The organism is Nocardia sp. CA-107356 (assembly GCF_050946365.1).
Taxonomy (GTDB): domain Bacteria; phylum Actinomycetota; class Actinomycetes; order Mycobacteriales; family Mycobacteriaceae; genus Nocardia.
Window position 1 is genome coordinate 6,070,751 of the sequence record NZ_CP191992.1, and the last position, 21,281, is coordinate 6,092,031.

The following is a 21,281-nucleotide window of genomic DNA, read 5'->3' on the forward strand; positions in this document are numbered from 1 at the left end:
CGATAGTCAGTCGACGGTCAGTTCGATCGGGATGGCGAAGACATCCACCATCGCGCCGTTGCGCAGGACCGTCACGGGCATGGAGACGCCGATGGCATCACCGAAGAGTTGGCGTTGGATGCCCTGGGCGTCGGCAACTTCGGAGCGGGCCACACTGAGGACGAGGTCACCGCGGCGCAGGCCAGCGTGGTCGGCGGGGCCACCGCGGACTACCTCGACGATGCGGACACCGGCGTGTTGGCCGGTGCGGGCGGCGACGGATGCGGGGAGCGGGGCGGGGACGCCGACGAGGCCGAGATAGGCGCGGCGGACTCGGCCGTCTTTCAGCAAAGTGCTGATGATGCGCCGGGTTGTCGCGTTGATCGGGATCGCTAGGCCCAGACCGACTCCCGCGACCGCGGTATTGACGCCGACCACTCGGCCCGCCGAATCCGCAAGCGCGCCACCGGAATTGCCGGGGTTCAGCGCGGCGTCGGTTTGGATCACGTCCTCGATCACCCGTCCGGCGCGACGGGAGGCGACCGGGACCGCACGGCCGAGCGCGCTCACCACGCCCGCGGTCACCGAGCCCGCCAACCCCAGCGGGCTCCCGACCGCGACCACCAACTGGCCGACCACCAACTTGTCCGCGTCGCCGAGGACAACCGCACCAGGTGCGCCGCCGCGCGCCCGCAGCACCGCGAGGTCCGACAGCGGGTCGATGCCGACGACATCGATGCGTGACTCCACGCCGTCGGCGAAGACGATATCGCCGCTGCTCGCCGAGCCGACCACATGCGCGTTGGTCAAGAGGAAACCGTCGTCGGTGAACACCACCGCGGATCCGCTCCCCCGCCGGGTCCGCACGCTGGCCACATGCGGGGTGACCGACGCCGCGACCGCGATGACAGTGCGCGAATACGCGTCCATCGCGGACTCGTCGAGGTTGTGTTGTCGTGCGGCGCCTTCCTGGCCCGACAACGGGACCGACTCGTCGTCCACGCTGACCACCATCCTGCTCATCGGGCGCACACTCGATTCGAGGGCGCCCTCTCCAGCATGCCCCGCCGCCACCGCCCGCGCATCGTGTTCGCCACAGGCGCAACCGGATTCATCCGACGCCGACGACCCGATACCGACATGGCCGCTCGCGTTCGACACAGCGGGTTCATAACCAATCCACGCGGAGGCCTGGTTTCAACCGTCTGAGACGGTATCGTACTACCAGTACCGCATACCCGCGGTCCCAACGAGGTGCGCCATGGCGGAGCAGACTGTGCGAGCAAAGAGCCGCACCACCCCTGGACATCCCAAGGCCAGACGAATCGCGTTCCGTTTCGGTGAGCCGGAGCCCAACGGTGAGCCCGTCACTCGGACGCGACCCGCACACCGGACAGCACCCGCTGACACTGGCCCCCGAGGCGTACTCGCCGTTCCGCGTCACGGTTTTCCAAGGCATCGGCCGAGAACTGGCGGTGTACCTGCGCCCCTGCTTCCACCAGGACGATATCGATACCCGGGAACTGTTGCGGCGCTGGCAGAAGGAACCATTCGACGCGCGGACAGCGCGCTCGTCGATCACCTGAAGTAACAACCGAATACCCCTTGAATCAACGGAGATTCACCTGACCACCAGCGCGAAATCCAATGGCGCCTATCCGAAGGTGCGCCGCATGCGGTTCCGCTTCGGCGATCGGGCCCCGATGCGCAAACACTATGTCCAGGACGACATCGTGATGAGTCATCTGATCGCCCTGTTGTCCTCGGCCTTTCCACCCGGCGAGGAGTCCTTCATCCGATCGGTGCGGCGGGTCTCCGGCCAGATCACCGATCCGGTGCTGGTTTCGGGTTGACTACGCCCCAGGCACCCGATCCAGGAAGCCGTGCACACCGAGGATGCGGCCGTCCGCGGCCAGGGTGATCACATCGGTCCCGGCGACGGGCGCACTTCCGTCGGTCACCGACACCAGCTCCCATGAGAAGCGGGCGGTGTCGTGGTGCCCGTCGACCGTGCCGAGCTGACGGAATTCGAAGCCGGGGAACTGCTGGTGCACTCCCCCGATGGCGGCGGTCAACTGCTCGTGCCCGGCGACGTCGGCGAGCGGATCGGTGTAGAAACCGTCCTCGTGCCAGGCCGCCGCCACCGCCCGTGCGCGCACGTCATCATCGGTGGCATTCCACGCCGTGAAGTACCGGCCGACCGCTTCGTCATACTGCGACATAGTGAATCATCCTCTGCTGAAAGGTATTTCGGTCATCCGTCGGAGTTCCGAAGCGGATACCTCAACCTTGCCCGCTGGCGATCACCGAGTCGATTACGCGCGAGGTAAGGATTACCGGGCGAACCAGCGCGGCCACTGATAGCCGCGCTCCCACACCATGCCCCCGGAGACCACGACCAGATCGCACATCTCGGTGACCGCACGCCGCGAAGCCCAGATATGCTCCCGGCTCGGCACCAGCACCGCACGCGCACCACAGCGCGCGATCGCCGTGAGCAGCCGCGCGACCGGGTCACCCTGCGGACCCACTGTCATCGAGACCAGCTCGTAGCCGAGCCGAGCCGAACAGGTGCGGATGCCCCGCACATCGTAATCCACCATGGATCCGGAAATATCCCACCGTACGAACCCGATCGCCCATGGTTTCGCCACCACCCCGTTGCCAAGTACCCCCATTTCGCTTTGCAAATGCTCGACAACCTCCCATGATCCGGACCCGTTCATCGCGCACACCCTGTCTGCCAGCACCTAGCGCAACGGTAGGAAACCGGACGCGGTCGGCACCATGGTTTTGCGGGGATTTGCGGAAGCTGTTGACCCTCACGGCGCTGACCGGCGACGATTAGGCACAGCCAGCGCAATTCTCCACGCGAGACGAGGCCACTCTCATGCGTATACAACTGCTCGGCGGACCCACCAATAACACCGGCTCACCGCGGCTCTGGATCGATGAGGATCGACATCTGTATCTCGTCCAGGGCTACCGGGTGGCCCATCACGCCAACCATGTCGAAATACCCCATATGCTGCTGGGCTGGCTACAACCCGGCACCTACATCGGCGCTCCCCTGCACGACTCCGGGCATGGATCCTTCACTCTCGCCGGGCAACCGGTCACCGATCCGGATGCCTTGGCGCACATGCGGATTCCCGATCACGAAACCGCGATCGCGGTCCCGGTCGGACAGAGCCCGTGGGAATGGTAATGAAATGCTCTACTTCACCGTCGAGGAAACGAACGATCTCATTCGCGAGACTCGCAGCGACGCTTTCCATCTGGAGGTGTCCGATGATCACTCTCAGGTCGCCGACGAGACCGAGCCGATGCGCCGGGTCCTGGCGGGGCTACCGCCATTCGAGGAGCAGTGCTATCCGCCGTCGTGGCGGGCCTGGGAGGAGCTCACCAGCGAGGTCGCCGGACGCGGCGTCCCGATCCGGCGCGTCCGGGTGGTCTCGGAGCCGCTCACCGACTACGTTCGATTCCTGCACGCACTCACCGACCGAAATCAACGGTACGGCGAGGACATTCGCTGGCTGCCACGGCATCTCGCCGATCCGTCGGAGTACACCGACGACGAATGGTGGCTGCTCGACGAGACGCTCGCCTTTACGATTTTCACCAAGTCCGGCGATCTGGCCGGTGCCGCGGTAACCACCGACCCGGTCCTGGTCGCACGATGCACGACAGTACGAGATACGCTGTGGAACAAAGCAATTCCGCACCACGACTATATGCCCAGCGGGCGGAGTGGATGACCGGTGTCGAGCAGTCCCGGCAAGCCTTCGGGGCGCGATTACGTGAACTGCGCAAAGCCGCACACCTGACCGGTGTGCAGCTCGCCGCTGCTGCCGGCTGGCATTCGGCGAAGGTGTCGCGCATCGAGCACGGCAAGCAGACGCCGAGCGATAATGACCTGGCCGAGTGGTGCCGGTTGTGCGGTGCCGAGCTGCTGCTGCCGGATCTGCGTGCGGCGCTGGCGAATATCGAGGCGCTCTGGCAGGAGTGGCGACGCATCGCCGCGACCGGACATGCCCAGCAGCAGCGCCGCCGCATCGAATTGGAGTCGCGCGCCAGCACGATCCGCAACTACGAGAACGCGGTCGTCCCGGGTCTGCTGCAGACCGAACCGTATGCCAGGGCGGTCCTGGAGAGCTGCATCGACTTCGTCGGCGGCATCGACGATATCGACCGCGCGGTGGCGGCACGTATTGCGCGCCAACGGATTCTGCGCCACGGCACCCATCGCATCAGCATCCTGCTCGCCGAACAGGCGCTTTACACCACGGTCGGCGACAACGATGTGATGACCGGTCAGCTCGAACAGCTCATCGACGTGATGCCGCTGCCGCGGCTCGGCCTCGGCATCATTCCGCGGACGGCGGATTTCCTCTACACCACAACGTGTTTCGTGCTGCTCGACAAACGCATCGCCGAGGTCGAGACGATTTCGGCGGGTCTGACCATCACCCAGCCCCGCGAGCTCGCGTACTACGAGAAGACCTGGGCGGCGCTGCACCGGCAAGCGCGGTATGGCGATGCCGCCCGGGCGTTGATCACCGACGCGATGAAGCAGCGGCAGCAGATCTAGAGTGCCGCACGGATTTTCGCGGCATTTTCGTAGTCGCGCTCCCAATTCGGGCCGGTCGGGGCGAGAATGACGCGTTCGACTCCGGCATCCCCGTGGGCGGCGAGCAGTTCGACGGCCGCCGCGTGATCTGCGGGTAACGCTGGCGCGACGACGGTGACCGCGGGCACCGGCCGATCGAATTGCGCTGCGAGCGTCCGCAATTCGCCGATATCGGCCGCCAACTGTTCGAGGCCGGGCTGCAAGGTGATCCAGCCGTCGGCGTACTCGGCGGCCCGGCGCCGGGCCCGAGTCCCATTGCCCGCCACCAGGACCGGTGGCATTGCCGATCCGGGCGCCAAGGTCACGTCCACACCGTTGACCGCGGCGGTCGACCCCGTCACGAGATCGGGCAGCACCCGCAGTGCCTCGTCGGTGCGGCGGCCGCGATCCTCGAAGGCCATACCGGCCGCGCGCCAGCCGATATCGCCGTGCGCCGGATTCCCGGTGCCGACGCCGAGCAGCAACCGACTCCCCGACACGTACTGCAGCGTGCTGATCTGCTTGGCCGCCCAAGCCACCGGGCGCAGCGCCAGCAGCATGACGTTGTACCCGATCCGAATCCGGTCGGTGACGGCCGCCGCGGTCGCGAGCGTCACGGTACTGTCCAACATGGGCGCACTCGCCACGAGATGGTCTGTGGACCAGACCGATTCGAGGCCGAGTTGTTCGGCGAGCCGGGCGCTGGCCCGCACATCGCCGAGGATCGGCCGCGTGGGATCGGGTGTCGAGGTCGGGAGGATAACGCCGATTTCCAAGGTCATGAGCACCACGTTAGGCATTGGATGTGAGTGTTCCAATGGCCGGATCGCTCACTCCGATATCCCCAACGCTCACTCCGCCGCGGCTGCTTGTTCGGCGGGCTTGCGGTGCAGTCCCTTTCGGTCGTAGTACAGGGTCACCGCGGCGCCGACGACCAGACCGATGCCAACACCGAGCACCGCCATCCAGCTGCCGCGCGCGAGACCGGCGTCTCCGTTGGCATTGAAGTACAGGATCGCGCGCACACCGAGATAGACCTGGTGCATCGGTTCGAAGGTGGCCAGCCATGCGAAGTAGTTCGGTGTCGCTTCGATCGGCACGCTACCGCCCGAGGAGGGCAAACCGAGCACGATGAACAGAATCAGATTGACCAGCAGACCCGCGGTGCCGAGGGCGGCGAGCACGGACAGCGCAGTCACCCCGACCGCGATGATCGCGAGCACGCAGTAGAGGAACAGCGTGAGGGGATGATCGAGCGGTACATCCAATGCCGCTGCGATGCCGAGGAATACCGCGGACACGATCGGTGCGGTGACGATCAGAATCGCCCACTTCAGCAGCAGGGTGCGAAACCGGGAGATCGGCGCGGGTGGGTAGTGCACGTACCACGGGCCGTATTCGGTCGGTGCGAACCCGAGCGCGGAATCGGTCATCGAATGAATGATCATCGCGCCGGTGAAACCGGCCAGCAGCACCATGATCGTATAGAAGAAGGCCGACAGCCCCTGTCCGGTCCCATCGGGCAGCGGCCGATACGGTGCGACCACCACCTGGATCGGATGGGCCAGCATCAATTGGCTGGCTCCGGCCAATTCGGGAGCCGCGCCACCCGCGGCGGGCCGCAGCTGGGACTCGACGGTATCGGTGAGTTGTTTGCCGACGGTCTCGTCGACACGACTCAGCGCTTGCTCGGCGATGCGCTGCATCACCCCGGTGGCGAAACTGCCCGCGCGCGGGTTCGTATGCACCGTAATGATCGGCTGTTCCACCTTGCCCGGCACCACCCCGGCCGCGCCGAGAATGGCCAGCCGCTTGGTGAAGTCACTGGGGATCACGATCGCGCCGTAGGCCCGGCCTTGGCGCAGTTGCCGCTGCGCCTCGGCGAAACCGACGACCTGCAGATCGATCTTGTCGGCGGGCAGGCCCGCGACGAGCGCCTCGGTGATCTGATCTCCGACATTGGTCGGCTTGCCGCCGAGGGTATCGCCGTCGTCCTGGTTGACCAGCGCGACACGGAAATCGTGCAGATTCTTCGTCGGATTGACCACATACGCCAGGTACATCGTGGCCAGTAGCGACATGAGCAAGGTGACCACGGCGATCGGGGCGATCCAGGCCCGTGGCCGCAGATGGCGGGCGGCTGTGTCGGCAGTCGTCATGGCCGCACGGTAATCCGTCACGGCGGTTTTCCGGTAGCGATCGGGCGTTGGTCGGCTGCTGGTCACATTGCGGTACCGGACCCCATAACCGAGACCGCCGTCACAGGCTCAGCGCAACCAGCCCTTACGTTTGATGTAGACCAGCGGAATCACCGCCGCCACCAGGGTCATCAGGGTGGTGGCGAGAAAGCCCTGCTGCCACTCCAATTCCGGCATCCAGGTGAAGTTCATACCGTAGAAGGTCGCGATCAGAGTCGGGGGCAGGAAGACGGCGGTGATGATGGTGAAGACCTTTACGATCTGGTTCTGTTTCACGTCGAGCCAGGTCATCACCGACTGTTGCAGATAACGAACCTTGTCGTGTTCGAAACCCGCGTGCTGTTTCACGCCATCGATATCGGCGATCAGGATGGCGATCAGGCCCTCCACGTCGCCCGCGGGCGTATCTGCCATCAAATGTCGTGCCGCGCGGGCCAATTGGAGCTGGGTCTCCTGCACGCGGGAGACGATCTCCTCCGCCGCGTTCATCCGCGACATGGTCCCGCGCATATCCGCAACACCGATTTCGCGGCCGCGATGGTCATAGCCGTTGGTGGCCATTTCGATATCGTCGTTCATCGCCTCCAACGCGTCGCTGGCGCAGTGGATGACCCGTTCCGATGCCTCGTTCAGCGCCCAGAGCAGCGCGTACATGACGCCGTGCGAGGATCCGGTGAGACTCGGATTGCGGCGCATTTTGGCGACGGCCTTGTCGAATGGGGTGAAATGCTCGTCCGGTTGCAAGGTGATCAGGAAATCGCTGCCCAGCGCGAAGACGATGGTGTCGCGTTCGATGGCGGCGCCGCGTTTATAGCTGAGGACGACGGGCAAATAGATGAACGTATCGGTCTCGAAGACCCGATTTCGTGCGGTGGCGAAATCCACACCGAAGCGTTCGCGCAGCGCCGCGGCGGTGTCGGCATCGGTCACCGAGAGCGAAATCCAGTGCTGTTGTAGGACTTCGGTATCGAAGCGGTCGATCGGGGCGGCGGTGATCGTCGTCATCGGCTACTGCCCGTACGACGAATGTGCTGGCGATACCGACGACGATCCGACCGGCTGCTGTGGATGCGCATAGTGCATCGTCAGCAGTCCCGCGCTGATCAACAGATACAGACCGATGGTGAACCAGATCGCCTGTCGCTCGAGATTCGGTGTGCGGTGCGCAGATTCGACCTTGTTGAACAGCGTCGCCATGGTGGGCTCCAATACGTCCGTTCGTGCAGTGGCCGCGCTCGCCACGATGCACAGACGAGCGCCATTGGCGGGGCACCCCGCTTCGTTTGGTTGATCTCGGCGCTCGAATTGCGCCATCAATCATTAGAAACCTGCCAGAGCGGTCCGTCAATCAGTTGCGCAAGTATGCGCAATCCGCTCTGGTTCACACATTCCGCCGCCACCGGATGCGCGGCGGACCGCCGAGCGGCGGATGCGCGTGGCGGGCTGGCATCATGCGCTCTGTGAACCTTCGTTTCGGAATCCAGCTGGCGCCTACCGCCGACGAGCTCCCCCGTGTTCGCGCGCTGGCCCGCCTCGCGGATCGGGAAAGGCTGGATCTGTTGGGAATTCAGGACCACCCGTACGCGGGTGGGCTCGCTGATACGTTTGCGGTCGTCGCGACGGTACTCGCCGAAACCGAGCAGCTGCGGGTATTCCCCGATGTGGCCAGCCTGCCGTTGCGCGGTCCGGCACTACTCGGCAAACAGGCGGCGACGCTCGATCTGCTCAGCGGCGGGCGGTTCGAATTGGCGTTGGGCGCCGGAGCTTTCTGGCCCGCCATCAGTGCGATGGGTGGTCCGGCGCGGACGAATCCCGAAGCGCTGCAGGCACTCACGGAGGCGACCGAGATCATCCGGGCGATGTGGGTGCCGGGTGCGAAGGCCACGGTGGCGGGTGCGCACTACTCCGTGCGCGGTGTGCAGTCCGGTCCGGCGCCGGTACATCCGGTCGGCATCTGGTTCGGCAGCGTTGGTCCGAAAGCCAATGCACTGACCGGGCGGATCGCCGACGGGTGGGCGGCACCGATCCCGCATTACCTGCCCTACGAGAAATGGCGAGGCGCGCAACAGATCATCTCGGCGAGCGCTGTCGATGCCGGACGGAACCCCGGCGACATCATGCGGATGGCGCAGTTGGTCGGCGAAATCACCGAGGCGCCTGGTGCGGTGCCCCTGCGCGGCGAGGAGCCGATTCGCAGCGATGCCGCCGGGTGGGCGCAGATCCTGGCCGATCTCGCTCTCGAGACCGGATTCGACACGTTCGTCTACTGGCCCGAATCACCGGATGAGACGCAGTTGCGCAGATGGGTCGCGGATGTCGTGCCGCGCGTGCGCGAACTCTGCGCCTGAACTCGGCCGGCCCTCGCGTCGAGCGGGCGCGACGGCCGACCGAGCGGGCGTCTCGGGCGGCGACGGGCTGATCGGCCGACCCCGCGCAGGTGTCGTTCACAGGCGTTCGGGGGCGGCAATGCCCAAGAGACCGAGTCCGTGCGCGAGCGTTTTCGCGGTCGAATCGCAGAGTGCGAGGCGGTTACCGCAGACGGGTTCGGCGGCGGTGAGCACCGGGCAGCTCTCGTAGAAGCCGGTGAAATCGCGGGCGAGGTCGTAGAGATAGCCGCACAGCCGATGGGGTTCCAGGGTTGCGGCGACCTCGCCGACGATCGTGCCGTAAGCGTCGAGTTCCAGGGCAAGGGCCCGTTCGGCGGGTTCGGGCGCGACGCTCGGATCGATGCGTGCGGTGCGGCCTTCGGCCTTGCGCAGGATGGACCGGATTCGCGCGTGCGCGTATTGGAGGTAGACGCTGGTGTTGCCATGCAACGCGACCATGCGGTCCAGGTCGAAGGTGTAGTCCTTGACCCGGGAGGTGGACAGGTCGGCGTATTTGACCGCGCCGATGCCGGTGGGTTCGGCGATCGCGTCCAGTTCGGCCGCGGGCAGGTCCGGGTTCCGTTCCGCGACAACGGCTCTGGCCTTGGCGACAGCCTCGTCGAGTAGGTCTGTCAACCGCACGGTGCCACCCGCACGGGTTTTGAAGGGCCGTCCGTCCGGGCCGAGTACCGTGCCATAGGCGATATGTACGGCATCGATATCGTCGGTCAACCATCCGGCCCGCCGCGCGGCTTCGAAGACGAGCCGGAAGTGCAGGGCCTGACGGGAATCGGTGACATAGAGCAGCCGCTCGGCGCGCAGGGTGTGCACGCGGTAGCGAATGGTCGCCAAATCCGTTGTGTCATAGCCGTATCCGCCGTCGCGCTTGCGCACCATCAGCGGGACCGGCCGGTCATCGGGCCCGGTGACCTCCTCGGAGAACACAACAAGGGCGTCATCGCTGTCGACGGCGATGCCCTTATCGACCAATTCGGCGATGGTATCGGGCAGCAGTGGGTTGTAGAACGACTCGCCGACATAGTCGTCCGGGGTGAGCAGTACGCCGAGGCGATCGTAGATATCACCGAACGCCAACTCCGATTCGGCGACGATCTCCCGCCACCGCCGCGTAGTGGCCGGGTCGCCGGATTGCAGCGCGACCACCCGGGCGCGAGCACGGTCCGCGAATGTCGGATCGCCGTCGAATTCCGTGCGCGCCGCCTTGTACAAACCATCCAGTGCCGATACCGCCGAGGCGCCACTGCTCAGCTCGTCGTGGCGCCACCGCAGGTCGGGATGCTCGTCCAGATACTGGATGAGCATGCCGAACTGAGTTCCCCAGTCTCCCAGATGATTCTGTCGAAACACCGTGGCGCCGAGGAAGTCCAGCACACGGGCGATGCTGTCGCCGATGATCGTCGTGCGCAGATGACCGACGTGCATCTCCTTGGCGATATTGGGCGCCGAGTAGTCGACCACTGTCCGGCGTCCGGCCTCGGCTGCCGCTACCCCTAACCGATCATCGCGCAGGCGCGCCGAAACCTGTTGCCAGACTGCATGATCCGCCACCGCAATATTCAGGAATCCGGGCCCCGACACCGTCGCCACCAACAGTCCGTCGCCCCACTGATCCAACGCCTGGGCCAACTCCGCGGCGAAATCGGCGGGCCGCATCCCGACCCGCTCGGCAACCGCGAGCGCCACATTCGACTGGAAGTCCGCGCGCTCGGAGCGTCGCACCACCGGATCCGCGCCCGCCATCTCGGGGCGGAATCGCCCGATCGCCGCCGACACAGCGGCAGCGACCTGGTCGAGCAACGGCAGCACTCCGGAATCACCCACGCGCGGTCCTCCCATCGGTATGGGCCGTGAGTATTCCAGCGCGCCCGTATCGCGCCGAATGATTTTCCTGGTGCCCGTCGTCGACGACGGTCGATGATCCGAGGACCCGCACGCACTGTCCGACGAATGGAGCGCCGGTAACCTTGGCACGTACTCGCTGGGCTGGTTCAGGGAAGGGAGCGGATGTGACCGTATTCCGGATACGCGGCGTCGGGCTGGCCGTTCTCGCGGTCGCCGGACTGCTGACCGGCTGTGCGGACCATGGCGCACCCGACGCCGGTCCGACCTCCGCCCCGGCCGCCAATTCCCTGACCAACTGCACGCCGCTGACCGACGAGCAGATCGGCCGCGCCGCGCAGGCCGACACCCTTACCACGCATCATCGTCCGCCGGTCTGCGTCTGGCAGGCGCAGCGCGGCGATGGCGAATCCGACCTGACCTTCACCTACACCGACCGTGAATCACTGCAGCAGACGTGGCAGCGGGCCGAGGACGACGGCTTCCAGAACGAACACCTGACCATCACCAGGCAGATTTTCGGCACCACGGTCACCGCGACCGGCTTCTACATTCGCAATCCGCACGACCCGGGTGACTGCGCGGTCGCCGCCGCCGATAACGGCACCATCGTCTGGCGGGTCCAGAACAACTCGCACACCACCGCACCGGATCCATGCGCGATAGCGCTCCAATTGGCAACGCTGACCATCGACCTCGCGCCATAGAACCGCCCCCTGGATCGGCGCGAACATCGCCGTCGCAACACCGAACCGCCCCGGACCTCTGCGAGATCCGGGGCGGTGCATATCGCTTCCTAGCGTGACGGCGGCTGCCAGGGGCGGCCCTGCGGCCCGTCCGGGTGGTACGGCGGTTGCTGCGGCGGGATCTGCTGCGGCGGGGCCGCCTGCTGCGGTGGAACGACCGGTTGCGGCGCGGGCTGGCGGGTCACCGGAGTAACCATGCCCTCCACCGGCGCACGTGCATCGGCCTCTGCGGCACGGACCGCCTGTTCGATGGCCGGGTCGCGGGCCGTATCGAACCAGCCCGCCACATCGGAATCGTCCTCCGGCTTGCTCTCCACATCGTCGGCCGGGGCTGGCTCGTAACGGAAAACACCGTCCTCGCCCTTGGTCGCGAAGTTCTGGGCGAACCCTTCGAGCGCCTTGCCGAAATCGCTCGGCACCAGCCAGACCTTGTTCGCATCACCGCGGGCGACCAGCGGCAGGGTCTGCATGTATTGGTAGGCAAGCAGTTCCGGCGTCGGCTTACCGGATTTGATTGCGGCGAAGACCTTTTCGATGGCCTTTGCCTGCCCCTGGGCCTGCAGGTAGGACGCGGCACGTTCACCCTGGGCGCGCAGGATCCGGCTCTGCCGTTCACCTTCGGCCGCCAGGATCGCGGACTGCTTCGCACCCTCGGCGGAAAGGATCTGCGCCTGTTTGGAACCCTCGGCCGTCTTGATCTGCGACTCCCGGGTGCCCTCCGCGGTGAGGATCATGGCGCGCTTCTCGCGGTCGGCCTTCATCTGCTTCTCCATCGACTCCTGGATCGATGGCGGCGGATCGATGCTCTTGAGCTCGACCCGCGCGACGCGCAGACCCCAGCGGCCGGTGGCCTCGTCGAGTACACCACGCAGCTGGCCGTTGATCTGATCGCGCGAGGTCAGCGTTTGCTCCAGGGTCATACCGCCGACCACATTGCGCAGTGTGGTCACGGTGAGCTGCTCGACGGCGGCGATGTAGTTGCTGATCTCGTACACCGCCGCTTGCGGGCTCGTCACCTGGAAGTACACGACGGTGTCGATATGCAGGGTCAGGTTGTCCTCGGTGATCACCGGCTGCGGCGGGAAGGACACCACCCGCTCGCGCAGGTCCACCTTTGCCCGGATCCGGTCCGCGAACGGCACCAGAAACGTCAGCTGACCGGAGACGGTGCGCGAATATCGGCCCAGTCGCTCGATGACTGCCGCCTCCGCCTGCGGGACGAGGGCGATCGACTTGAAGACCACCACCACGACCAGCAGCACCAAGACGGCGGCAACGATCAGTACAGCCATTACGGCCCCTTCCAGACGACCGCGGTCGCGCCATCGATCTTCATGACGTACACCGTGGTTCCCTTCGGATACTCGACCGTTGTATCGAACGGCCGTGCGGTCCATTCCTCGCCGCCGATTTTGACCAGACCACTATGCTCGGCCACCTGTTCGAGCACCAGCGCCTGCTTGCCCATCAGCGCGTCCACATTCGTCGGGATCGGCGGCGGAGTTCCGAAGCGCCGCCGCAGAACCGGCCGCACACCGAGCAGCAGAACGAGCGCAAGCACCGCGAAGATCACCGCGTCGACGACCAGACCGGTACCCGTCACCGCGCTCACGCCCGCGGTGCCGAGCGCGGCGACGCCCAACATGAGCAGTGTGAGGTCCCCGGTGAGCATCTCCGCCGCCGCGAGCAGTAAACCCGCGACCAGCCAAACGATTGCGGCCACATGCCCACTGTAGTTGTCCGAGGCAGTTCTGTGGCGCGACAAACCCATCAACCGATGTGGCGGTGCTAGTTTCAGGCGGGTGAGCGGGCGTGACATGTATGGCGGCGACATCTTCTCCGGACATTCGCGGGCGAAGAAGCGAACCGTACCGACGGTGACGGCGGAACGCGACCTCGTCGTAGAGGATGCGGCGAGCGGATTCTGCGGCGCCGTGGTCGGATTCGATCGCAGCTACGACGGCGAATTCGTCGAACTGGAGGATGCGCGCGGCGCGGTGCGGTTGTTCGCGTTGCGCGAGGCCGCGTTCCTGATCGACGGTAAGCCGGTGACGCTGGTCCGCCCCAAAGCCGCGGCGCCGACGAAGCAAACCCGGTCGGCGTCGGGCTCGACACGCGTGGAGGGGCTGCGCGCGCAGGTCGCCAAGACCAGCCGGATCTGGGTTGAGGGGGTACACGATGCCGCGCTGGTGGAGCGGGTCTGGGGGCACGATCTGCGAGTCGAGGGCGTGGTGGTCGAACATCTCGAGGGTTTGGACAATCTGGCCGAGCGGCTGACCGAATTCGCGCCGGGGCCCGGTCGGCGGGTCGGTGTGCTGGTCGACCATCTGGTCACCGGTTCGAAAGAAACTCAGCTGACCACCGGCCTCGGCAAGTATGTGCTGGTCACCGGGCATCCGTATATCGATGTGTGGCAGGCCGTGCGCCCGGCGGCGGTCGGCATCGCGGCATGGCCGCAGGTGCCGCGCGGTGAGGACTGGAAGACCGGTATCTGCCGTCGCCTCGGGTGGGGCACTCCGCAGCAGGGTTGGCGGCGGGTCTACAACGCCGTCGAATCGTTCCGCGATCTGGAATCCCCGCTGATCGGCGCGGTGGAGCGGCTCATCGACTTCGTCACCGAACCGGAGTGACCCGACCAGCGCGATCGCAATTGGGTCCAATCGCTGAAATCATGTCTCACTACGCGGAATTCGGCCCTGGTCGGTACAACGCGGCAGCGGCAGCGGCGGTGCGGCATTCCAGGTACCCGCGGTACCGGCAGTCCGATCGATGCGTGCAGCTCACCGGGGTATCCGGCATGGATGCCCCCTAGTCGCAACCCTCCTTTATGCTCGATAATTATGTGCTCTCCTAGTGCCACGCTGACGGTGTGGGCCGGCTCATGGCTGGCCGGTCGCAGCGCGCCCGACGACATTCTGGAGGCGTTGCACGCCTGGGCACCGCGGCACACGATCGCCGCGGGCGACCCGATCACGGGCGGCCGCGACGACCTGCCCTGGTCCTCCCGCGGCAACCTGCCCGGCACCGGAGTCATGGCGCTGCTCAAGGTGATTCGCGAGGCGATGGCGCAGCCAGGTGCGCAACTGCGACTGGTGCTGCCGGTGCCCGGCGATGTACGCGGTCTGCCGACCGGAACGGCCTTCGCCGCCGATGCCATCGAGACGGGCGAGGGCATGCTGTTCGGCGTGCCGGGCACTGACGGCACCGGACTGATCCCGCAGTGGGCCGATGACGACACCCTGCAGTGGACCGTCTACAGCACACCGATCCCCACCGGGCCGGGATCGGATATGTCGCTCGGCGAGGCCGAGTACACGATGCGCGAGGCGGTGCGCGATGCGGCCGATGCCCTGATGCGACTGCACACCACCGCCGCCGGCGCGGCCGTCGACGCCGACCCCCGCGAACTCATCGAGGCCGAACTCGCGGACTACTCCCGCCACGACTATCCGGAATCGATCCCGTTGCGCGCCAGGCGAATCCTCGACACCGCCGACCACGTCGCCGCCATCCTCACGGTCGCCCAACGCGAACCCGCCTCCTCCCCCACCTCCGCCACCGCCATCGGCGCCCAGGAGGACCTCCTACGCCCACTGTGGGACGCGATCCGCGCGGCGCGGCTGGTGGCGGTGCATGCCGCGGCCCGAGGCAACTCGTAAAGGCGTCGGCTTCCGACGCACGAGACGACCAGCGATCCCCGAAGGCGCGCGAACACCGCATCCTCTGGTTGAATAGGCCCACCGATCGCCTATGTAATCCGGGAGGCGGTATGCCCCGCATACCTCGCATCGCCGCGGTTGTGACCGCCGCACTCATCGGTCTCGGCGCGCCCGCCGTTCCCGCTGCGGCGATCGTCGGTGGTAACACCACCGAGGCGACCGGCTACCCGTGGCTTGCCGCCATCGGCACCCCGTTGTTCTTCCCCCGGCCGTCCGGGCAGTTCTGCGGTGGTGCGCTCATCGCGCCGGACCGGGTTCTGACAGCGGCACATTGCGTCGCGTCGGCCCGGCTGCTGCCACAGGCGCTGACCGTCACCTTCGGCCGCGCCGACCTGCGCTCGCACGATGGAGTCACCGTGGGAGTCAAGGAGATTCGCGTCCACCCGGATTTCCGGGATACCGAATTCGACGGCGAAACCGTGCACCACGATAACCTCGCGATCCTCATCCTCGATGAGCCCAGACCAGGGCCCTATCTGGAAGTCGCCGCGCCACAAAGCAATACCGCGTCGCCGAGCGATGCTGGGGCACCCGGGACCACCGGCACCGTCCTCGGATGGGGCGCCACCAGCGAGGACGACCTATCGAACGCTCTCTTGCGATCCGCAACGGTCCCTGTGGTCCCGGACAGCACCTGCGCCGCCGCCTACGGCTCAGCCTTCGACCCCGCCGACATGCTCTGCGCCGGATCTACCGACGCCGACACCGCCGAATTCGACAGCGGCGGCCCACTCCTCGTCGCGGGCCGCCTGCTCGGCCTCACCTCGTGGGGCAAAGGCAGCGCCCGCCCCGGCTTCCCCGGCGTCTACACCCGCATCACCACCCTGACCTTCTGACAACGCCGCGGGCACACACGCCCCCGGATCATGCGGCGCACCGCCAAAATCCGGCCGTGCCTCCAGTCCGCCATGCATCGCCGATCGCGACGCACCGCCCATCACGCATCGCACGACATCGCGCGGCGACAACGCACGTGAGACGCGAATCCGCGCGGATACAAACCGTGGCGCACAGGCCGACTCTGCTCTTGGGCGAGGTCTCAGTGGGTCGAGGCGGGGCGGCGGGGCGGGGTGCAGCAGCCGATTGCGCAGGGGGCGCCGTTCACGGTGCAGCCGTAGCCCGGGATGTCACCGAGGCGGCGGGGCGAAGTACCGGTCAGGTGCTCGTTGATCAGTTCGACGACCAACTCGGCGAAGCGAGGGTCGGTGCCGGGAGTGGCGGCGCGGGCGAACGCCATACCCAGGTCAGCGGCCTTGTCTTTGGCTTCGTTGTCCAGATCCCAGATGACCTCGAGGTGATCGGATACGAACCCGACCGGGCACACCACGACCGCGTCTACGCCCTTGCCGGACAGATCCTCGAGATGGTCGACGATATCCGGATCGAGCCAAGGGATCTGCGGTGGACCGGAGCGGGACTGCCACACCAGGTCGTAGTCGGTGAATCCGGTTGCGGCGGCACACAATCTGGCGGCCTCGGCGACCTGACGACTGTACAGACGACCACCGTCACCGGGCGGCCCCGCGGAAATATCGGCCGATACCGGAATCGAGTGCGCGGTGAACACCAGACGAGCACCATCGCGGCACTCCGCGGGAAGAGAACCCACCGCGGCACGAATCGCCTCGGCGAATGCCTCGATCAACAGCGGGTGGTCGAAGTACTGCCGCAACTTCACCAGTTCCGGCGCATCCGGCCCGAAGGCCGCACGCGCCCTGCTGATGTCCTCGTCGTACTGCAGACAGCCGGAGTACCCGCCCCACGCCGAGGTCGGGAACACAAACGCCGACCGCACACCGTCGGCGGCCATCCGCGCGACGGTGTCCTCGACCATCGGATCCCAGTTGCGATTGCCGAAGTAGACCGGTAATTCGATACCGGCACCGGCCAATTCGCGCTGCACCGCGGCGATGATGTCGCGGTTGAGCGCATTGATCGGCGAGACACCCCCGAAATGCAGGTAATGCTGGGCGACCTCATCGAGGCGTTCGCGCGGCACTCCCCGGCCCCGAGTGACGTTCTCCAGGAACGGCATAACGTCCTCGGGCCGCTCGGGACCGCCGAACGACAACAGCAGCAGGGCGTCGGCGGCCCGAACCACGGTGTCTCCCTTCGAAATACCTCAGTTGATCGACATGTTCTCCGGGAACCAGGTGTTGTGGCTGGCGCCGCCGTCGACATAGATGATCGAACCGGTGGTACCGGGGAGCCAGTCCGAGAGCAGCGTGACGATCGACTTCGCCACCACGGTCGGGTCGTCGACATCCCAGCCGATCGGCGACGCGCCGTCCCAGTAGGTGTTGAGCTGGTTGAGCTTGGCCGCGTCATCGGTCGCGGTGCCCGCGATGGCCTTGGCCGCGAGGGTCTTGATCGGCCCGGCGGCGATCAGGTTCGAGCGAATCCGCTTGGCGGTACCGACCTCACGCGCCACATACCGGTTCACCGACTCCAGCGCCGCCTTCGCCACACCCATCCAGTTGTAGTACGGCATCGCGGTGCGCGGATCGAAGTCCATGCCGACGATCGAACCGCCCTCGTTCATGATCGGCAGCACCGCGCGGGCCAGTGAGGCGTAGCTCCAGGCCGAGATCTCGAAGGCCTTGGCCGCATCCGGACCGGGACCGTCCAGGAACGGACGCGCCTCCGGGCCCATCAGCGTGCGCGGCGCGAAGGCGATCGAGTGCAGCACGCCGTCGACACCCTCGGGCGCGAACTCCCGCACCCTATCGGCCAGCGCGGCGAGATCGTCCTCGCTGGTGACATCGAGCGCGATGGCCGGGCCGACCTCTTGCGGCAGCCGCTTGGCGATCCGATCGATCAGCCGCAGCCGCTCCGGAATGCCGGTGATGATCACCTTCGCGCCCTGCTCCTGCGCGACCGCGGCCGCGTGGAAGGCGATCGACGAATCGGTGATGATGCCGGTGATCAGGATGGTCTTGCCTTCGAGCAATCCGCCCATGGGTTTTCGGTTCTCCTCAGTCGAAGTTCGTGGGGTTGCGACCGCCTAGGCGGCGCGGCGTTCCGGTTAGCTCAGTGGCCCATGCCCATGCCGCCGTCGACCGGGATCACCGCGCCGGATACATAGCGCGAATCCTCGGAAGCGAGGAAGCTGACCACTGCCGCGACATCTTCGGGCTGGCCGAGACGCTGCAACGGAATGAACTTCTTCGCCATGTCGCGCAGATCATCGGGCAGCTCGGCCGTCATATCGGTCTCGATGAAGCCGGGCGCGACGACATTCGCGGTGATCGAGCGCGAGCCGAGCTCACGAGTGATCGAGCGGGCCAGACCGATGACTCCGGCCTTGGACGCGGCGTAATTGATCTGTCCCGCTTGACCGGCGAGGCCCACCACGGAGCCGAGGAAGATCATCCGCCCCCAGCGCGCCCGCAGCATGGCCCGGTTGGCGCGCTTGGCGCAGCGGAACGCACCGGTCAGATTCGCATCGATAACCTTGGTGAACTGCTCCTCCGACATCCGCATCAGGAGCGTGTCGTCGGTGATGCCCGCATTGGCGACCAGCACCTCGACCGGTCCCTGATGCTGTTCCACCTCTTTGAAGGCGGCATCGACCGAATCACCGTCCGTCACATCGCATTTCACACCGAACAGACCGTCCGGAACCCCCGACCCACGATGCGTAACGGCCACCTTGTGCCCGTCGGCAAGCAGACGCTGTGCGACCGCGAGTCCGATACCGCGGTTGCCGCCGGTCACCAGGACCGACCGGGATGTGATGTTCGACATGAAGACCAACCTATCTGTTCGGGTTCGCGCGCCACGCCCGGGCCACGCATAGTGCGCTGTGCCGGGCCGGGCGCGTCGCGACGGCGGACGTTGACGACTACGGCAGGCGTTGACGATAGAGCAAGCCGGTAACCACACCGGCAGCGACGAGCAACATGCCGAACAAAAGCCATGGTCGACTGGCATCGCCCCTGGTCAGCTCGTAGCCGATCTGCTCTTCGAGGGTGTCGTAGACGGCGGTCAGCTCGGTCAGGCTGGAGGCGGTATAGAAGTCGCCGCCGGAGAGCTTCGCGATCTCGCGCAGCGCATCGTCGTCGACAGGCACCTTGACGCGCTGTGCGCCCTTACCGTCCTGGTCCGGGATCTCCACCGTGCCCCATGAGGTGCCGAACGAAATCGTCGACACCGGAACGCCCTTGTTCTTCGCCAGGCGGGCCGCGGTGAAGCCGTGCCGCGGATTGTCGACATCCTTATCGTCGGGCACGGTCTGCTTACCGTCCGACATCAGCACGATGCGCGCCGGCGGCGGTGTTTCCGCGCCGCCGAGCACCGTGGCGATGGTGTCGATCGACTGCAACGCGGTGAGAATGCCCTCACCGGTGGCGGTGCGCTCGGCGAGTTTGATGTTGTCGATCGCCGCCTTGACGGCCTCGCGATTCGTCGTCGGCGGCACCATCACCGAGGCGGTGCCCGCGAAGGTGACGAAGCCGAGATTGATGCCGGGCGGCAGTCCGTCGACGAATTCCTTACCCGCCTTCTGCGCCACCTTCAGTCGCGAGGGCGGCACGTCGGTGGCCTCCATGGACAGCGAAACGTCCATCACCAGAACGACTGTCGCGCGATTGCGCGCCACCTTCTTGACCGCTGTCGGCCCGGCGGCCGCGATAGTGAGGAACACCAGACCGACCAACATCAGCGCGATCGGCACATGCCGGATCGGACTCGGCCGCGACGGGGCGACCTTCTCCAGCAGTTCCATATTGCTGAACTGCAGCATGTGCCGGTGGCGGCTGCGTTGCACAAGGATGTAACCCAACGCGATCAGCACGACGACGGCGAGAAAGCCCAGCCAGACCAACGCGGTGAAATGCGAAATACTCACTGGCGCGGCGCCCGTCCGCTCGGGGCGCCGAATGCGTGGCGCCGGGTGGAGACGAACCGGACCACATCCGAGATCCAGTCCCGATCGGTCTGCAGAGTGAGCACCGGTGCACCGCAACTGCGCAGCGCCTGTTCGACCTGGCCGCGATGGCGCTGGGCGGCCGCCGCGAAATCGGCGCGCAGCGACGGTGTCACGCTGAATTCGCGGGTGCGCCCGGTCTCCGGATCGTGCAGCACCACATCGCCCACATCGGGCAGCGACAGGTCGCGCGGATCGAGCACTTCGACCGCGAGCAGATCATGGCGCGCAGAAATGGCGCGCAGTGAGCGTTGCCAGTTGATATCACCGAGGAAGTCGCTGATGATCACCGCGAGTCCACGCTTGCGCTGCGGGCGGCGCAGCGATTCGATCGCCTCGCGCAGATCTCCACGCACACCGTCGCGGGCGTGCGGCGTCGTCGCGATCTCGCGCAGCATCGACTGGGCGTGTACCCGGCCGCTGCGCGCCGGAATGCGCGTCAATTGCTCACCGGTCGCGACGACCGCGCCGATCCGATTGCCGCCACCGCTGGTGAGGTGGGTGATCGCCGCGGCGGCCGCGATCGCCAGATCGCGCTTCTCGCACAGCGCGGTGCCGAAGTCGAGGCTGGCCGACAGGTCGACCACCATCCAGGTCTCGAGTTCCCGGTCCGCGATCATCTGCCGCACATGCGGATGGGTGGTGCGGGCGGTGACCGACCAATCCATCTGCCGGACATCGTCGCCCGGCTGGTAGGTCCTTGCCTCGCCTGGTTCCGAGCCGGGGCCGGGGATCAGTCCGAGATGATCGCCGTGCAGCACACCGTCGAGCCTGCGCCGCACGGTCAGTTCCAGCGTTTTCAGCGCCGCCGTCAGTTTCGGATCGGCGAGTTCACCCGATCGGAAGGACGGCGGTGCGTGCGATGACATCGGCACTG

Annotated in this window: 24 protein-coding genes and 1 pseudogene; 10 read left to right on the forward strand and 15 right to left on the reverse strand. The window is 66.3% G+C overall.

Features of this window, described 5'->3' with window-relative positions; genetic code table 11:
• Positions 1–6 precede the first annotated feature (6 nt).
• A complete protein-coding gene (locus tag ACQP1G_RS27485) occupies positions 7–909 on the reverse strand; it encodes a S1C family serine protease (protein ID WP_433208857.1) in 903 nt (300 codons plus the stop codon).
• A 428-nt stretch (positions 910–1,337) separates the two neighbouring features.
• Here ACQP1G_RS27485 and ACQP1G_RS27490 point away from each other — a divergent pair, with 428 nt between their 5' ends.
• Both ACQP1G_RS27490 and ACQP1G_RS27495 read left to right on the forward strand, forming a co-directional pair.
• Entirely contained in the window at positions 1,338–1,565 is a 228-nt protein-coding gene (locus ACQP1G_RS27490; protein WP_433192448.1) for a hypothetical protein, read from the forward strand.
• An 87-nt stretch (positions 1,566–1,652) separates the two neighbouring features.
• A pseudogene (locus ACQP1G_RS27495) lies at positions 1,653–1,820 on the forward strand (metal-dependent hydrolase); the annotation flags it as partial.
• Positions 1,821–1,832: 12 nt separating this feature from the next.
• On the opposite strand, the gene ACQP1G_RS27500 reads toward ACQP1G_RS27495, so the two are convergent.
• Positions 1,833–2,201, reverse strand: a complete 369-nt coding sequence (locus ACQP1G_RS27500; RefSeq protein WP_433192449.1) for a nuclear transport factor 2 family protein — start codon at positions 2,199–2,201, stop codon at positions 1,833–1,835.
• 111 nt (positions 2,202–2,312) lie between these two features.
• Positions 2,313–2,705 (reverse strand): hypothetical protein, encoded by a 393-nt coding sequence (locus ACQP1G_RS27505; protein WP_433192450.1) that lies wholly within the window; start codon positions 2,703–2,705, stop codon positions 2,313–2,315.
• 164 nt (positions 2,706–2,869) lie between these two features.
• On the opposite strand from ACQP1G_RS27505, the gene ACQP1G_RS27510 reads away from it, so the two are divergent.
• Genes ACQP1G_RS27510 through ACQP1G_RS27520 form a run of 3 tightly spaced genes read left to right on the forward strand, consistent with a single transcriptional unit; the run spans position 2,870 to position 4,570 of the window.
• Entirely contained in the window at positions 2,870–3,187 is a 318-nt protein-coding gene (locus ACQP1G_RS27510; RefSeq protein ID WP_433192451.1) for a hypothetical protein, read from the forward strand.
• 4 nt (positions 3,188–3,191) lie between these two features.
• Positions 3,192–3,737 (forward strand): DUF6879 family protein, encoded by a 546-nt coding sequence (locus tag ACQP1G_RS27515; protein ID WP_433192452.1) that lies wholly within the window; start codon positions 3,192–3,194, stop codon positions 3,735–3,737.
• Positions 3,734–4,570, forward strand: a complete 837-nt coding sequence (locus ACQP1G_RS27520) for a helix-turn-helix domain-containing protein (protein ID WP_433192453.1) — start codon at positions 3,734–3,736, stop codon at positions 4,568–4,570. The genes ACQP1G_RS27515 and ACQP1G_RS27520 overlap by 4 nt, the downstream gene beginning before the upstream one ends.
• Here ACQP1G_RS27520 and ACQP1G_RS27525 read toward each other — a convergent pair.
• The 4 genes from ACQP1G_RS27525 to ACQP1G_RS27540 form a co-directional block, all read right to left on the reverse strand.
• A complete protein-coding gene (locus ACQP1G_RS27525; protein ID WP_433192454.1) occupies positions 4,567–5,370 on the reverse strand; it encodes an LLM class flavin-dependent oxidoreductase in 804 nt (267 codons plus the stop codon). The genes ACQP1G_RS27520 and ACQP1G_RS27525 overlap by 4 nt on opposite strands.
• 69 nt (positions 5,371–5,439) lie before the next feature.
• Positions 5,440–6,747 (reverse strand): YhgE/Pip domain-containing protein, encoded by a 1,308-nt coding sequence (locus ACQP1G_RS27530; RefSeq protein WP_433192455.1) that lies wholly within the window; start codon positions 6,745–6,747, stop codon positions 5,440–5,442.
• A 108-nt stretch (positions 6,748–6,855) separates the two neighbouring features.
• Positions 6,856–7,791, reverse strand: a complete 936-nt coding sequence (locus tag ACQP1G_RS27535) for a CorA family divalent cation transporter (protein WP_433192456.1) — start codon at positions 7,789–7,791, stop codon at positions 6,856–6,858.
• Positions 7,792–7,794: 3 nt separating this feature from the next.
• Complete coding sequence (locus ACQP1G_RS27540; protein ID WP_433192457.1) at positions 7,795–7,983, reverse strand: hypothetical protein; 189 nt, start codon at positions 7,981–7,983, stop codon at positions 7,795–7,797.
• A gap of 263 nt (positions 7,984–8,246) precedes the next feature.
• Here ACQP1G_RS27540 and ACQP1G_RS27545 point away from each other — a divergent pair, with 263 nt between their 5' ends.
• Entirely contained in the window at positions 8,247–9,134 is an 888-nt protein-coding gene (locus ACQP1G_RS27545) for an LLM class flavin-dependent oxidoreductase (protein ID WP_433192458.1), read from the forward strand.
• 96 nt (positions 9,135–9,230) lie between these two features.
• On the opposite strand, the gene argS is transcribed toward ACQP1G_RS27545, so the two are convergent.
• Positions 9,231–10,994: an arginine--tRNA ligase gene (gene argS / locus ACQP1G_RS27550; RefSeq protein WP_433192459.1), complete on the reverse strand. Its 1,764-nt coding sequence runs from the start codon at positions 10,992–10,994 to the stop codon at positions 9,231–9,233.
• Positions 10,995–11,179: 185 nt separating this feature from the next.
• Between argS and ACQP1G_RS27555 the strand changes: the two genes are divergently transcribed.
• Positions 11,180–11,719 carry a DUF3558 family protein gene (locus ACQP1G_RS27555; protein WP_433192460.1) on the forward strand — a complete coding sequence of 180 codons (540 nt, stop codon included), beginning with the start codon at positions 11,180–11,182 and terminating at the stop codon, positions 11,717–11,719.
• 89 nt (positions 11,720–11,808) lie between these two features.
• Here ACQP1G_RS27555 and ACQP1G_RS27560 read toward each other — a convergent pair whose 3' ends face one another.
• A complete protein-coding gene (locus ACQP1G_RS27560) occupies positions 11,809–13,050 on the reverse strand; it encodes an SPFH domain-containing protein (RefSeq protein ID WP_433192461.1) in 1,242 nt (413 codons plus the stop codon).
• Positions 13,050–13,481 (reverse strand): NfeD family protein, encoded by a 432-nt coding sequence (locus ACQP1G_RS27565; RefSeq protein WP_433192462.1) that lies wholly within the window; start codon positions 13,479–13,481, stop codon positions 13,050–13,052. Before ACQP1G_RS27565 ends, ACQP1G_RS27560 begins: the two co-directional genes overlap by 1 nt.
• Before the next feature lie 79 nt (positions 13,482–13,560).
• Here ACQP1G_RS27565 and ACQP1G_RS27570 point away from each other — a divergent pair, with 79 nt between their 5' ends.
• The 3 genes from ACQP1G_RS27570 (at position 13,561) to ACQP1G_RS27580 (ending at position 16,313) form a co-directional block, all read left to right on the forward strand.
• On the forward strand, positions 13,561–14,388 hold the full coding sequence (locus ACQP1G_RS27570) for a DUF3097 domain-containing protein (RefSeq protein WP_433192463.1): 828 nt from the start codon (positions 13,561–13,563) through the stop codon (positions 14,386–14,388).
• A gap of 210 nt (positions 14,389–14,598) precedes the next feature.
• A complete protein-coding gene (locus ACQP1G_RS27575; protein ID WP_433192464.1) occupies positions 14,599–15,417 on the forward strand; it encodes a hypothetical protein in 819 nt (272 codons plus the stop codon).
• Positions 15,418–15,527: 110 nt separating this feature from the next.
• Positions 15,528–16,313 (forward strand): S1 family peptidase, encoded by a 786-nt coding sequence (locus ACQP1G_RS27580; RefSeq protein ID WP_433192465.1) that lies wholly within the window; start codon positions 15,528–15,530, stop codon positions 16,311–16,313.
• Positions 16,314–16,516: 203 nt separating this feature from the next.
• Here the strand turns inward: ACQP1G_RS27580 and ACQP1G_RS27585 are convergent, their stop codons facing one another.
• The 5 genes from ACQP1G_RS27585 to ACQP1G_RS27605 all read right to left on the reverse strand — a co-directional run bounded on the left by ACQP1G_RS27585 (position 16,517) and on the right by ACQP1G_RS27605 (position 21,273).
• Positions 16,517–17,578, reverse strand: coding sequence for a ferrochelatase (locus tag ACQP1G_RS27585; RefSeq protein ID WP_433192466.1), 1,062 nt, complete (start codon positions 17,576–17,578; stop codon positions 16,517–16,519).
• A 21-nt stretch (positions 17,579–17,599) separates the two neighbouring features.
• Positions 17,600–18,436: an NADH-dependent enoyl-ACP reductase InhA gene (gene inhA / locus ACQP1G_RS27590; protein WP_433192467.1), complete on the reverse strand. Its 837-nt coding sequence runs from the start codon at positions 18,434–18,436 to the stop codon at positions 17,600–17,602.
• Between the two features lie 71 nt (positions 18,437–18,507).
• The gene (gene fabG1, locus ACQP1G_RS27595; RefSeq protein ID WP_433192468.1) at positions 18,508–19,224 is read right to left on the reverse strand and encodes a 3-oxoacyl-ACP reductase FabG1; all 717 of its coding nucleotides are present in this window, start codon (positions 19,222–19,224) and stop codon (positions 18,508–18,510) included.
• A gap of 97 nt (positions 19,225–19,321) precedes the next feature.
• Complete coding sequence (locus ACQP1G_RS27600) at positions 19,322–20,326, reverse strand: VWA domain-containing protein (protein ID WP_433192469.1); 1,005 nt, start codon at positions 20,324–20,326, stop codon at positions 19,322–19,324.
• A complete protein-coding gene (locus ACQP1G_RS27605; RefSeq protein WP_433192470.1) occupies positions 20,323–21,273 on the reverse strand; it encodes a DUF58 domain-containing protein in 951 nt (316 codons plus the stop codon). Before ACQP1G_RS27605 ends, ACQP1G_RS27600 begins: the two co-directional genes overlap by 4 nt.
• Between the last annotated feature and the right edge of the window lie 8 nt (positions 21,274–21,281).

Excerpts from the sequence above, each read along its gene's own strand:
- ACQP1G_RS27485 (WP_433208857.1), bottom strand. The coding sequence starts at position 909 with ATGGACGCGTATTCGCGCACTGTCATCGCGGTCGCGGCGTCGGTCACC.
- ACQP1G_RS27500 (WP_433192449.1), bottom strand. The coding sequence starts at position 2,201 with ATGTCGCAGTATGACGAAGCGGTCGGCCGGTACTTCACGGCGTGGAAT.
- ACQP1G_RS27505 (WP_433192450.1), bottom strand. The coding sequence starts at position 2,705 with ATGAACGGGTCCGGATCATGGGAGGTTGTCGAGCATTTGCAAAGCGAA.
- ACQP1G_RS27510 (WP_433192451.1), top strand. The coding sequence starts at position 2,870 with ATGCGTATACAACTGCTCGGCGGACCCACCAATAACACCGGCTCACCG.
- ACQP1G_RS27515 (WP_433192452.1), top strand. The coding sequence starts at position 3,192 with ATGCTCTACTTCACCGTCGAGGAAACGAACGATCTCATTCGCGAGACT.
- ACQP1G_RS27520 (WP_433192453.1), top strand. The coding sequence starts at position 3,734 with ATGACCGGTGTCGAGCAGTCCCGGCAAGCCTTCGGGGCGCGATTACGT.
- ACQP1G_RS27525 (WP_433192454.1), bottom strand. The coding sequence starts at position 5,370 with ATGACCTTGGAAATCGGCGTTATCCTCCCGACCTCGACACCCGATCCC.
- ACQP1G_RS27530 (WP_433192455.1), bottom strand. The coding sequence starts at position 6,747 with ATGACGACTGCCGACACAGCCGCCCGCCATCTGCGGCCACGGGCCTGG.
- ACQP1G_RS27535 (WP_433192456.1), bottom strand. The coding sequence starts at position 7,791 with ATGACGACGATCACCGCCGCCCCGATCGACCGCTTCGATACCGAAGTC.
- ACQP1G_RS27540 (WP_433192457.1), bottom strand. The coding sequence starts at position 7,983 with ATGGCGACGCTGTTCAACAAGGTCGAATCTGCGCACCGCACACCGAAT.
- ACQP1G_RS27560 (WP_433192461.1), bottom strand. The coding sequence starts at position 13,050 with ATGGCTGTACTGATCGTTGCCGCCGTCTTGGTGCTGCTGGTCGTGGTG.
- ACQP1G_RS27575 (WP_433192464.1), top strand. The coding sequence starts at position 14,599 with ATGTGCTCTCCTAGTGCCACGCTGACGGTGTGGGCCGGCTCATGGCTG.
- ACQP1G_RS27580 (WP_433192465.1), top strand. The coding sequence starts at position 15,528 with ATGCCCCGCATACCTCGCATCGCCGCGGTTGTGACCGCCGCACTCATC.
- inhA (WP_433192467.1), bottom strand. The coding sequence starts at position 18,436 with ATGGGCGGATTGCTCGAAGGCAAGACCATCCTGATCACCGGCATCATC.
- fabG1 (WP_433192468.1), bottom strand. The coding sequence starts at position 19,224 with ATGTCGAACATCACATCCCGGTCGGTCCTGGTGACCGGCGGCAACCGC.
- ACQP1G_RS27605 (WP_433192470.1), bottom strand. The coding sequence starts at position 21,273 with ATGTCATCGCACGCACCGCCGTCCTTCCGATCGGGTGAACTCGCCGAT.